The following is a 10,712-nucleotide window of genomic DNA, read 5'->3' as shown; positions in this document are numbered from 1 at the left end:
GCGCCGAGGCACGCGGGGCGGGGGGCCCGCAAAGCTGTGACGGGGACGCGTGGCTCGGGCCGGGGCGGCGGCCGTCGCCCGCCTGGGGCGCGCACCGGGGCACCCGTGCGGACGGGTGCCCCGGTATGAGCGGGAGGCATGCAACGACCGTAGACCCGGCCCGTTTCATGCGTCCAATGCACAGAATCGCGATAATCGATCCACTGGCGCATCAGCGCTGCTCAGGAGGGCGCATGTCAACGAACCGTTACGAAGAAGACATGGCCGTGACAGGTTTGCTGGCCCCGCGGCTGGCGTACTTCGCCGCGGTCGCCCGCCACGAGCACGTCACGCGCGCCGCCCACGAGCTCGGCGTCCCGCAGTCGACCCTCTCGCGGGCCATGGTCCGGCTCGAACAGGACCTGGGCGTCGCCCTGTTCGCGCGCCGCGGCCGAACCGTCGCGCTGACCACGGCCGGGCGGACCTTCCTCGCCTCCGCGGAGAAGGCCCTCGCCGAGATCGCCCGCGCCGCCGGATCCGTCCAGCAGGACGCCGACCCCGCCCACGGCAAGGTGGCGTTCGGCTTCCTGCACACCCTCGGCCCCGAGACCGTACCCGGTCTGATCCGCGCCTTCCGCGCCGACCACCCGGGCGTCCGCTTCTCCCTCGTCCAGAACTACGGCGAGGCGATGCTGGAGCGGCTGCGCGCCGGCGAGCTCGACCTGTGCCTGACCTCGCCGCTCCCCGACGCCCCCGACCTCGTGGCCCGCCGCCTCGACGAGCAGCGCCTGCGCCTGGTCGTCCCCGACGACCACCGCCTCGCCGGCCGCAAGCGCATCCGCCTCGCCGAGGCCGCCGAGGAGGTGTTCGTGACCCTGGAGCCGGGCTACGGCCTGCGCCGCATCACCGACGACCTGTGCGCGGAGGCCGGGTTCGCCCCGCGCGTGGCGTTCGAGGGCGAGGAGGCCGAGACGCTGCGCGGCCTGGTCGCCGCCGGCCTCGGGGTGGCCCTGCTGCCGCCGCCCGCGGTCCCCCGGCCGGGGGTCGTCGAGCTGACGGTGACCGCGCCGCGGGCCGTCCGCGAGATCGGCGTCGCCTGGCTCGACGGCCACCCCGACACCCCGCCGGTCGCGCAGTTCAAGCGGTTCCTGCTGTCGCGGCGCGGACGGCTGATCCCGGAGTGGCACGCCCCGGTTCAGGAGCCGGCCGCCGGCCCCTCCGCGACCGCTCCCGCCTCCGCTCCCGCCGCGGAGCCGGGCCCGGCCGCCGAGAGCAAGTAGCCCGCCTGGAAGCGGGACTTGGCGCCGACCGCCCGCATGATCCCGGCGATGTGGCGCTGGCAGGTCCGCTCCGACATGCCGAGCCGGCGCGCGATGACCTTGTCCTCCAGCCCTTCCGACAGCAGCCGTACGATCGTCTGCCGCAGCTCGTCCGAGAGCGTCCGGGCGGCCTCCGGGCTGACCGTGGTGGGGAACGGCTCCGCCTTCAGCCAGGACCGCTCGAAGGCGGAGGCCATGAAGTGCACGACGCTCGGCTCCCGCACCACCAGGGCGGCCCCGGTGCGGTCGGGCACCGCCATCAGCCCCGTGTGCCCGTCGAAGATCAGCATCCGCATCAGCCCGTCGCCGAGGGTCCGCACCTGCGCGCCGAGCGCCGTCACCCGCTCCACGTACGCGGCCGTGGGCCGGGAGTAGCGCGCCGTGTGCTGGTAGATCGTCCGCATCCGGACCCCGCGCGCCAGCAGCGACTCGTCCCGCCCGATCGCCTCCTGGAGGGTCTCCTGGGGGCGGGCGCCGCCCGGCTGCGAGGTCAGCAGCTCGCGCTCGCAGCCGGCGGCCAGCTCGGTGATCAGCGCCCGTACCGCCCCGAGGTCGGTGACCGTCTCCAGATCGCAGCTCCCGGGCCCGGTGCGCTCGCGCAGGGCCGCCCCGGCCTCGTACGCCGGCACCAGCGCCTCCAGCCTGCCGCGCAGCCGGTCCATCTCGTCGTGGGTCTCCCGGACGAGCAGCGCCAGCGGGGCGAGCGCCCGGGCGGCCGCCGCGCGCGGGGCGACGGCGCACCACCGCTCGCCGCCGCTGCCGGGGGCCCGCTGGAGGAGGTGGGCGGCGGCCAGCTCGGCGACGGCGGCCGCGGTCCCGGCCCCGAGGGCGGCGGTCGCCTCGGCGGGGGCGAAGGAGTGCCGCTCGACGGCGTACGCGTACAGGCGACGGGCGGCGGGGCTCAGTTCGCCTCCGGCGGCGGGTGCGGGTTCCTCGGCGGGCATGTGCGTATTCGTCCCGGATTGCTGCTGTTCGTAAACCCCTCGTGTTCCCGCAAGGCGGCAAGACGACCCCCGGCCTGGCGGACTCCAGGCGTCCGGAACCGGCAGAGTGGGGGCACCGGGAGGGGGAAGCGCGGATCGGCGGGATGGTGCGCGGACGGCCGACGACCACGGCGGTCCGCATCCTGCCCGGCCGCGTCCCGCCGTACGGCGGCCGCCCGGTGCGCAGGTGCGCGTACGGCGGTGGCCGCACCCGGCAGCCCGGGGCCGTCCGACCGAGAGGGGGCGGAACGGCCGGCCCGCGGTGGACCGGTGCGGCCGCCGCCGCCCCATGGCGCGGGCGTCAGCCGCCGGCCGACTGCGCGTAGCCGGCGAAGCCGGTCCAGTCGACGACCCGGCAGGGCTCGTCGCCGAGGACCCAGGCGTCGTGCCCCGGCGCGATCTGCATGAAGTCGCCCGCCTCGTAGTCGTCCGACTCGCCGTCGTCCATGACGACGTGCATCCGCCCGCTCACCACGTACCCGGTGTGCGCGGACTGGCAGCTGTCGGTGCCGGCGAGCGGCTTGACGTGCTCCGACCAGCGCCAGCCCGGCTCGAAGACGGCGCGGCCGACGGCTCCGCCCTCGACCTGGATCAGGTCGAGCCGGCCCGTGCCGTCCACGAAGGGCCGCGTCTCGTCGGCCTTGTCGAAGTTCCTGCGGACCATGGCCATGCCCATCGCCTCCCGGAGCGCGCTGCCCCCGAGTCCTCTTCCACTCTACGCCGCGGCCTTGCGCTCAGCTCCGCAGCGAACGGCCGAACCCCGAGGCCAGCGGCATGCGCAGGCCGAGCGGCGGCGGTGCGGCCAGGGCGTCGGCCACGGGCCGGGACCAGCGGGCGCACAGCACCGCCCCGAGGACGAAGTCCACGGCGAGGGAGACCACTTCGGACCGGTGCTCCCGTAACCGGTGGCCGTCGGAGTGCACCTCGAAGCGGCAGGTCGCCCGGTTCGCCTTCTTCGCGCGCTCGGCGAGCCGGAAGGAGGACTCCGGGTCGCTGTGCGAGTCGTTCGTCCCGTGCACGAGGAGCACCTGCCGGCCGGAGAGCTGCTTCACCGGTTCGGGCGAGTCCGGGTCCGCGGCCGGACCGAGCGAAGGGGCCAGCGCGACGACGCAGTTGACGGCCTCGTGGCCCGCGGCGAGCAGCGCCGCCCGGCCGCCCCCGCCGTACCCGGCGAGGCAGACCGGGACGTCTCCGTAGCGGCGCACGGCCTCGTCCGCGGCCCAGCGGGCGTCCTGCTCGCGGGAGCCGCGGCCGCCGTAGGCGAGCGTGTGCACCACCAGGCCGTCCGCCCCGCCCGCCCGGGCCAGGGCCCGCGCGAGCGCGGGCACCGGGCCGGGCGCCCACCGGGACCCGCCCGGGAGGAGGAGCACCACGCCGTTGACCGTCGAGACCGAGCCGTTCGCGCCGGACGCCCGCCCCAGGCGGGCCCCGCGCGCCGGCGGCGCAAGATGTGACATGGCGGAACAGTCTCAGACTGACAGGTGTACGCAACCCCCTCCGTACGGTCTCTGTTGGATATCGGAGCCTCACGCCGCCCACGCGCTCTACGCGCGTAGGAGTTAGAGTGCGCAGATGACGAGCGAGACCTCCAACCCGCCCACTCCGGACCAGATCCGCCGTGCCCCGAAGGTGCTGCTCCACGACCACCTCGACGGCGGACTGCGCCCCGGCACGATCATCGAGCTGGCGCGCGCGACCGGCTACGACAAGCTGCCCGAGACCGACGCCGACAAGCTGGGCACCTGGTTCCGGGACGCCGCCGACTCCGGCTCCCTGCCCCGCTACCTGGAGACGTTCGCGCACACCTGCGCCGTCATGCAGACGAAGGAGGCGCTCTTCCGGGTCGCCGCCGAGTGCGCCGAGGACCTCGCCGAGGACGGCGTCGTCTACGCCGAGGTCCGCTACGCCCCCGAGCAGCACCTGGAGGCGGGCCTGACCCTCGAAGAGGTCGTCGAGGCCGTGAACGACGGCTTCCGCGAGGGCGAGCGCCGCGCGAGGGCCGCCGGGCGCCGCATCCGCGTCGGCGCCCTGCTCACCGCGATGCGCCACGCCGCCCGCGCGCTGGAGATCGCCGAGCTCGCCAACCGCTACCGCGACAACGGCGTCGTCGGCTTCGACATCGCCGGCGCCGAGGCGGGCTTCCCGCCCACCCGCCACCTCGACGCGTTCGAGTACCTCAAGCGCGAGAACAACCACTTCACGATCCACGCGGGCGAGGCCTTCGGCCTGCCGTCGATCTGGCAGGCCCTCCAGTGGTGCGGCGCCGACCGCCTGGGCCACGGCGTGAAGATCATCGACGACATCGAGGTCGCCGAGGACGGCTCCGTCACGCTGGGGCGCCTCGCCTCGTACGTCCGCGACAAGCGCATCCCCCTGGAGATGTGCCCGACGTCGAACCTCCAGACCGCCGCGGCGGCCTCGTACGCCGAACACCCGATCGGACTGCTACGGAAGCTGCACTTCCGCCTGACGGTCAACACCGACAACCGGCTGATGAGCGGCACCAGCATGAGCCGCGAGTTCGAGCACCTGATCGAGGCCTTCGGCTACACGCTCGACGACATGCAGTGGTTCACCGTCAATGCGATGAAGTCCGCGTTCATTCCTTTCGATGAACGACTCGCGATGATCAACGACGTCATCAAGCCGGGTTATGCGGAGCTGAAGTCGGAATGGCTGTTCCGGCAGACCGCCTCCACCAGCGGTTCTGTGGGAACCCAGGCCACGGCCTGACGAAAGCGGGGCGCCCGGGAAGAGCAATTCCCGGGCGCTTCTTCGTATTTCCCGATGTTTGCGGGCGCCGGTTTGCAGTGGCTAGGTTGCGGAGCCGCCCAGTTCCCCGTCGCAAGGACATCCTTCATGAAGAAGTCAGCCGCCAAGATGCTCGGTGCCGCCGCCATGGGTGCCGCCTTCGCCGCCGCCGCTGCCGGAACCGCCTCGGCGACCCCCGCCGTCGGCCTCACCGACGCGCTCGGCACCGCCACCGGCGCCCTCCAGGGACTCACCAGCCAGCAGCAGGTCAACGCGGACGGCCAGGAGTCCAGCGACCCGGCGGCCCCGGTCGGCGAGCTGGCCAACGCGCTCGGCCCCACCCTCGGCGGCCTCCCGCTGAACGGCGCCCTCGGCGGCTGATCCACCCCGGATCCGTCCCGGGATCCCCTTCGATTCGCAAGCGTGCCCGCGCGGCGCACGCCGGTTCGACCAGGTGTGCGCCGCGCGGTGCCGTGTGCCAGGATCCCCGCCAACCGCCGCCGAGGCCCGGGCGGGACGCGCCCGGCACCGCCGGGGGAGAGGTCACCGGTCATGCGTACGAAGCCACGAACCACCACCGGAGCGGTCGCCGCCGCCCTGCTGCCCGCCCTCGTTCTGGGGGCCGCCGCCTGCAGCAGCGGCCCCGGCGGCGGGAAGACGCCGGACCAGAAGGGCTCCGCCCCCGTCACCGCACCTTCCGGCACGCCCTCCGCGGGCATCCCCTCCACCCCGGCCGCACCGCCGTCCGGCGGCAGCGGGCTGGAGCGCTCCGCCCTGGCCCCGGGCGACCTGCCCGGCTACCAGGTCTCCGCCCAGGGCAAGAACCCGGCCGCCCCCGACGGCCAGCCCCAGGCCGACCGCAGGACCTGCCAGCCCCTCGCCGACATCATGGGCGACAAGCCCGACCCGGCCGCCCGCGAGACCGTCAACCGCGGCATCGGCTCCCAGAAGGAGATCGGCCTCGCGGTCTCCGCCTCCGTCAGCTCCTACGCCGAGCGGGACGCCAAGGCACTCGTCTCGCGGCTGAAGGACGCCGTCGCCGCCTGCGGCACCGGGTTCACGGCCACCGTCCAGAACCAGAGCGGCAGTTACCGCGACGTCCGGGCCGCCGGATACCGCACGGCCGGCGACGACACGGTCAGCTGGACCACCACCGCGGCCGCCCAGGGCGTCTCCGCACACGTCCACGTGGTCGTCGTCCGCGAGGGCGACACGATCGTGCGCCTGATGGCCCTCAACGTGTCGGCCGCCGGGCAGAAGGCGCAGGTGCCGCAGGAGGTCGCCGACAAGCAGCTGGAGAAGGTCCGCCGCGCGGCCTGACCCGCGGGCCGCGGACGCCGGACCGGCCGGGCCGCCGCACCGCCCGGCGGCGGCCCGCCCGTCACCAGGCGGCGGCGGACGGCTTCTCGTTGGGCAGGAGCAGCCACAGCGCCAGATAGATCAGGAACTGCGGCCCGGGCAGCAGGCACGAGACGGCGAATATCAGCCGCATCGTGTTCGCGGACATTCCGAAACGGCGCGCCAGTCCGGCGCAGACGCCGCCGATCCAGCGGCCGTCACGGGGGCGAACAAGGGCGCTCATGGGATCTCCTCCGTCGACATTCACGGTTTTCCCGTGATGCCTCAATACTCCCGCGGCACCGCCGACAGAACGTCGGTCCAAGGTCCGAGCCCGACCCTGGCAATTCTCGGGGTGGACCCCTGAGAGGCCTCGGCCCGCGCCGCCCGCGTGCGCCGCATCCGCGCCCGCGCCGCCGGGACCACCGCTGCGTGCGCCAGCACCACGCCCACCGTGTTCAGGAGCACCGAGTCCACGTCCACGACGCGCCCCGGGACCGAGCTCTGCAGCATCTCGATGCCGATCGAGACGAGCACCCCCGCGGCCGCGGTCCGCACCAGCGACGACCAGGCCGCCAGCGGGGACGGCGCCAGGCTCCCGCCGGCCAGAGGCAGCAGCACCCCGAGCGGGGCCAGCAGCGCCAGGCCCGCGCCGATCCGCCGGGCCGCCGCGACGGGGCCGTTCTCCAGATCGGCGCGGATGCCCTCGAACGGCGTCAGGTTCGCGGCCGCCGCCCACGGCACGTCCAGCGGACGCAGGGTGAGCCAGCCGACGAGGAGCAGGTGGGCGACCAGCAGGGCCCCGCCGAGGAGCCGGAGCCGCAGGTGTAGGGCGGTGGCGGCGCAGTGGCCGACCTCATGACGCTGCACACCACCGTGGACGCAGCCCGCGGCGGCTTCGGTTCCGTATGCCCCCGACCAGGGGAGTCGTATGAGAAGCCGATCGGATGAAAATACGGAGGCTGTGGACGCGCCCCTCCCGGGCACCGGCACGCGTCACGCACAGTGAGCGCCACGCGACGCATACCGGATGCCGCGGAAGGAGAGCGCCATGCCCGGACCCCGAAGAGACCGCCGCGGCCCCGCCCGGCCCGGCCGGCCCGCCCGCCGGATCGCCGCCCTCGTCGGGGCGCAGGTCCTGGCGGCAGCCCTCGCCGGGCTCGGCGCGCTCCCGGCCCACGCGGCGGACACGGCGGGCGCGGCCGCGACCTGTTTCGGCGCGGCCGCCACCGGCACCCGCGGCACGCCCGGGGACGACGTCCTCATCGGAACGGCCGGGCGGGACGTCCTCGACGGCGGCGACGGCAACGACCTCATCTGCGGCCTCGGCGAGGGCGACGTCCTGATCGGCGGCGCGGGCGAGGACAGGATCGCGGGAGGGGCGGGCGACGACCAGGCCGACGGCGGCCCGGGCGCCGACCTGATCGTCGGCGACGACGCGGCCTGGGCCGGCGGGGCCTCCGGTCCGACGGGCCGGGACCACCTCGTCGGCGGCGGCGGGCCAGACACCATTGTCGGCGACCACTTCGCCGTGCAGGGCACGGCCGACGGCGCCTCCGCCGACCTGCTCTTCGGCGGCGACGGCGAGGACTCCCTGATCGGCGACAGCGCGGGCGACCGCGCGGCCGGCGGGGCGGACGACCGCCTCGACGGCGGCCGCGACAGCGACGGCCTGACCGGCGACTCCAGCGGGTTCCGCGGCGCGACCGGCGCCGGCGACGACGTCCTGCTGGAGGGCGAGGGCGAGGACGGCCAGGCGGTCGGCGACAGCGCCTCGGTCCTCGGCGACACCGCCGGCAGCGGCGGCGACGACCTCATCGACCTCGGCGCGGACGGCGGGTACGGCGCCTGGGGCGACCACCGGGCCTACTCCGGCAAGGCCGTCGGCTCCGGCAACGACCGCATCCTGGGCGGCAGCGCGGACGAGACCGTCCTCGCCGGCGACAGCGGCCTCGGCGACCCCGCCGGCGCGACCGCGGGCAACGACGTGATCGACGGCCGCGGCGGCAACGACCTGATTGTCGGCGACAACACCGACTCCCGGTTCGCCCGGGACTCCGTCGGCACCGCGGGCGGCATCGACTTCCTCACCGGCGGATCGGGCGACGACCTGCTGCGCGGCGGCCCGGCCAACGACACCCTGAACGGCCTCACCGGCTCGGACGACTGCGACGGGGAAACCGGCACGAACGTCCGCATCGACTGCGAACTCTGACGGCGCCGCACGGGCGGAGCCGCGGGGCCGGCGGCCGCGCCACGGGCGCGGGCCACGGCCGACGCCCGTCACCCGTTCGGCCCACGGCCGCTCGCCCCGGCGGCAGAACCCCCGCACGCTCGAATGGCCCCACCCGTACGAGCGAGAGGCCAGGTGGCGCAATGTCGACCACACCCACTCACACACCCGCCGGCCGGCCCGGCGGCACCGGCGACTGGGCGACCGGCGGCACCGTGTTCGCCGGCGTCCTGCTCGGCGTCATCGGCGTGCTCGCCATCTTCGAGGGCATCGCCGCGATCGCCGAGGACGAGGTCTACCAGCGCATCGGCGACTACGTCTTCAAGCTGGACCTGACCGCCTGGGGCTGGATCCACCTGATCCTCGGCATCCTGGCCCTGGCGGCCGGGCTGGCCCTGCTCAAGAACGGCGCTTTGTGGGCCCGCATCGCCGGCATCGCGCTGGCCTGCCTGTCGCTGATCGCGCACTTCCTGTGGCTGCCGTACCAGCCCTGGTGGTCGATCATCGCCATCGCCATCGCGATCTTCGTCATCTGGGCCCTGTGCCACGACCCGCACGACCCGCGGACCGCTCGCGTCTGACGCCCCTCAGCGCAGCGCGAACAGTACGACCAGCGATACGGCGCCCAGGGCGGCCGGTGCGATGACCTCGTAGGACCAGCGCACCCGTACGCCGCCCTGGGCGCCGGCGCGCGAGGCCCCGCGCTCGGCGAGGTCCCGCAGCTCGTCCACGACCCGGTCCGCGTACGCCCGCTGCGGCTCGGCGGCGGAGCCGTCGGCGGCGGCGCCGACGGCCTCCGGCCCGGACGGCTTCACGGCCAGGCCGCGGCCGGTTAGCCCGCCGCGGCGGCTGAGCCGCCCGCGCTGCGCCCTCTTCCGCTCGCGCAGCGAGACGGGGACGGACCACAGCTGGTAGGTGGACCCCTCGGCCAGCACCTCGGCGGAGTACCCGGCGCGCACCGCGTCCACGGCCGCCCAGGGCAGCTCGACCACGCGGAACGGGTTGCGGACCCGCATCCGGTCCTCGTTGGCGAAGACGGCCGGGCGCATCGTGAACGCCACGATCAGCGGCACCGCGAAGAGCGCGGCGGCGGCCCCGAACCAGCGGGCCGACCCCTCGCCCCGGACGATCGCGTCGCCGCAGAGCCATGCGATCAGCGCCAGCAGCAGGACCCCGGTGACCACGGCCATGGGGGAGCGGTAGACCCGGTCGTCGTAGACCGGCTCGTCAGGAGGCTGCTGGCTGCTCATGCGCCCGATTCTGCCTCACCCGCCCCCGGACGACGAGCCCCTGCGGACCGCCGTTCCCGACCGCCGAACGGGCCGGTCAGGCGCGGCCGCCGCGGCGGGAGCGGAGCAGCCGGGCCGCGGCCATCGTGCCGGTGATCGCGAGCAGCCCGGCGCCCGCCGCCGCCGTCACCGTGTCGTCGCCGTCCTCCGCGGAGGCCGCCGGCTCGTACGCCGCGCCGTGGGCCGCCGTCGTGACGAGCGCCGCGGGCGCGGCCGCCGCCCCCGCATGCACGGCCGGGGCCGGTCCCTCGATCGCGGGCGCCGCCGCGGGCCGGGCGGCGGCCGGGGCCTCGGCGGGCTTCACGGCCGCCCCCTTCGCCGGGAGCGGGTACGACGCCGTCGCCCCGTCCTGCGTGACGACGAGCACCGGCGCATCGGTGTCGGCCTTGGCCAGGCGCAGCCCCAGCCCGTTGACGGTGTCCCCGGGGTGGCTCCGGTCCAGCAGCGCGAGCACCCGCACCATGTACGTGTCGCCGGGCTTCCACCTGGTGCCGACGGCGCGGATCCAGGCCTCGGGGCCCTCCGCCCCGTTCCGCAGCACCGCGACGAGCCCCTCGCCGATGTACACCGGCTCGCCCGCGTACCGGTCGGCGCCGTCCGACGCCGCGCCGCCGCCGTGGCCGGCGGACACGCCCTGCGGGGCCTGCGCGGCGACGGCCGTGTGCACGCCGCTCGCGGCGGGCCAGAGCAGCGCGCCCGCGAGGGCGGCGGTGAGAAGCGAGGTGCGGAGGGCGAAGGCGGTACGCATGACGACTCCTGGAGCTGATGTCGAGGATAGGCGGGAGAGCCGCATGCCGCGTGTTCTCGGGCGGGCGGGCGG

General features: G+C 75.3%; 13 protein-coding genes. 6 read left to right on the top strand and 7 right to left on the bottom strand.

All coding sequences use genetic code 11. The annotated features are described in order from the left end of the window. Positions 1 to 203 precede the first annotated feature (203 nt). On the top strand, positions 204 to 1,259 hold the full coding sequence (locus EF903_RS20690) for a LysR family transcriptional regulator (RefSeq protein WP_260615678.1): 1,056 nt from the start codon (positions 204 to 206) through the stop codon (positions 1,257 to 1,259). On the opposite strand, the gene EF903_RS20685 is transcribed toward EF903_RS20690, so the two are convergent. The 3 genes from EF903_RS20685 to EF903_RS20675 form a co-directional block, all read right to left on the bottom strand. Further along, positions 1,175 to 2,242 (bottom strand): LuxR C-terminal-related transcriptional regulator, encoded by a 1,068-nt coding sequence (locus EF903_RS20685; RefSeq protein WP_125545327.1) that lies wholly within the window; start codon positions 2,240 to 2,242, stop codon positions 1,175 to 1,177. The two genes, EF903_RS20690 and EF903_RS20685, sit on opposite strands and share 85 nt — an antisense overlap. Positions 2,243 to 2,582: 340 nt before the next feature. Continuing rightward, positions 2,583 to 2,951, bottom strand: a complete 369-nt coding sequence (locus tag EF903_RS20680) for a cupin domain-containing protein (protein ID WP_125545325.1) — start codon at positions 2,949 to 2,951, stop codon at positions 2,583 to 2,585. A gap of 64 nt (positions 2,952 to 3,015) precedes the next feature. Further along, the gene (locus tag EF903_RS20675) at positions 3,016 to 3,738 is read right to left on the bottom strand and encodes a dienelactone hydrolase family protein (RefSeq protein WP_125545323.1); all 723 of its coding nucleotides are present in this window, start codon (positions 3,736 to 3,738) and stop codon (positions 3,016 to 3,018) included. A gap of 115 nt (positions 3,739 to 3,853) precedes the next feature. Between EF903_RS20675 and EF903_RS20670 the strand changes: the two genes are divergently transcribed. The 3 genes from EF903_RS20670 (at position 3,854) to EF903_RS20660 (ending at position 6,352) form a co-directional block, all read left to right on the top strand. Then, complete coding sequence (locus tag EF903_RS20670) at positions 3,854 to 5,014, top strand: adenosine deaminase (protein ID WP_125545321.1); 1,161 nt, start codon at positions 3,854 to 3,856, stop codon at positions 5,012 to 5,014. A gap of 126 nt (positions 5,015 to 5,140) precedes the next feature. Then, positions 5,141 to 5,413 carry a hypothetical protein gene (locus tag EF903_RS20665; RefSeq protein ID WP_114053856.1) on the top strand — a complete coding sequence of 91 codons (273 nt, stop codon included), beginning with the start codon at positions 5,141 to 5,143 and terminating at the stop codon, positions 5,411 to 5,413. 171 nt (positions 5,414 to 5,584) lie between these two features. Then, on the top strand, positions 5,585 to 6,352 hold the full coding sequence (locus tag EF903_RS20660; RefSeq protein WP_125545319.1) for a hypothetical protein: 768 nt from the start codon (positions 5,585 to 5,587) through the stop codon (positions 6,350 to 6,352). Positions 6,353 to 6,413: 61 nt separating this feature from the next. Here the strand turns inward: EF903_RS20660 and EF903_RS20655 are convergent, their stop codons facing one another. Together EF903_RS20655 and EF903_RS20650 are read right to left on the bottom strand one after the other, a co-directional pair. Further along, positions 6,414 to 6,614, bottom strand: coding sequence for a PspC domain-containing protein (locus EF903_RS20655; RefSeq protein ID WP_114053858.1), 201 nt, complete (start codon positions 6,612 to 6,614; stop codon positions 6,414 to 6,416). A 41-nt stretch (positions 6,615 to 6,655) separates the two neighbouring features. Beyond that, positions 6,656 to 7,240: a VanZ family protein gene (locus EF903_RS20650; RefSeq protein ID WP_185902740.1), complete on the bottom strand. Its 585-nt coding sequence runs from the start codon at positions 7,238 to 7,240 to the stop codon at positions 6,656 to 6,658. Positions 7,241 to 7,421: 181 nt separating this feature from the next. On the opposite strand from EF903_RS20650, the gene EF903_RS20645 reads away from it, so the two are divergent. Continuing rightward, a complete protein-coding gene (locus EF903_RS20645) occupies positions 7,422 to 8,585 on the top strand; it encodes a calcium-binding protein (protein WP_185902739.1) in 1,164 nt (387 codons plus the stop codon). A gap of 161 nt (positions 8,586 to 8,746) precedes the next feature. Beyond that, complete coding sequence (locus EF903_RS20640; protein ID WP_125545315.1) at positions 8,747 to 9,184, top strand: hypothetical protein; 438 nt, start codon at positions 8,747 to 8,749, stop codon at positions 9,182 to 9,184. Positions 9,185 to 9,190: 6 nt separating this feature from the next. On the opposite strand, the gene EF903_RS20635 is transcribed toward EF903_RS20640, so the two are convergent. Together EF903_RS20635 and EF903_RS20630 are read right to left on the bottom strand one after the other, a co-directional pair. Beyond that, positions 9,191 to 9,853, bottom strand: coding sequence for a PH domain-containing protein (locus EF903_RS20635; protein ID WP_125545313.1), 663 nt, complete (start codon positions 9,851 to 9,853; stop codon positions 9,191 to 9,193). A gap of 76 nt (positions 9,854 to 9,929) precedes the next feature. Beyond that, on the bottom strand, positions 9,930 to 10,640 hold the full coding sequence (locus EF903_RS20630) for a hypothetical protein (RefSeq protein ID WP_125545310.1): 711 nt from the start codon (positions 10,638 to 10,640) through the stop codon (positions 9,930 to 9,932). Between the last annotated feature and the right edge of the window lie 72 nt (positions 10,641 to 10,712).

The sequence above is a fragment of the Streptomyces sp. WAC05292 genome (genome assembly GCF_003949955.1).
GTDB lineage: Bacteria > Actinomycetota > Actinomycetes > Streptomycetales > Streptomycetaceae > Streptomyces > Streptomyces globosus.
This window is presented reverse-complemented; position numbering and strand designations above follow the sequence as displayed.

Coding starts and splice junctions, on each gene's coding strand:
- EF903_RS20640 (WP_125545315.1), top strand. CDS start 8,747: ATGTCGACCACACCCACTCACACACCCGCCGGCCGGCCCGGCGGCACC.
- EF903_RS20670 (WP_125545321.1), top strand. CDS start 3,854: ATGACGAGCGAGACCTCCAACCCGCCCACTCCGGACCAGATCCGCCGT.
- EF903_RS20635 (WP_125545313.1), bottom strand. CDS start 9,853: ATGAGCAGCCAGCAGCCTCCTGACGAGCCGGTCTACGACGACCGGGTC.
- EF903_RS20680 (WP_125545325.1), bottom strand. CDS start 2,951: ATGGCCATGGTCCGCAGGAACTTCGACAAGGCCGACGAGACGCGGCCC.
- EF903_RS20675 (WP_125545323.1), bottom strand. CDS start 3,738: ATGTCACATCTTGCGCCGCCGGCGCGCGGGGCCCGCCTGGGGCGGGCG.
- EF903_RS20665 (WP_114053856.1), top strand. CDS start 5,141: ATGAAGAAGTCAGCCGCCAAGATGCTCGGTGCCGCCGCCATGGGTGCC.
- EF903_RS20655 (WP_114053858.1), bottom strand. CDS start 6,614: ATGAGCGCCCTTGTTCGCCCCCGTGACGGCCGCTGGATCGGCGGCGTC.
- EF903_RS20645 (WP_185902739.1), top strand. CDS start 7,422: ATGCCCGGACCCCGAAGAGACCGCCGCGGCCCCGCCCGGCCCGGCCGG.
- EF903_RS20685 (WP_125545327.1), bottom strand. CDS start 2,242: ATGCCCGCCGAGGAACCCGCACCCGCCGCCGGAGGCGAACTGAGCCCC.
- EF903_RS20630 (WP_125545310.1), bottom strand. CDS start 10,640: ATGCGTACCGCCTTCGCCCTCCGCACCTCGCTTCTCACCGCCGCCCTC.
- EF903_RS20660 (WP_125545319.1), top strand. CDS start 5,585: ATGCGTACGAAGCCACGAACCACCACCGGAGCGGTCGCCGCCGCCCTG.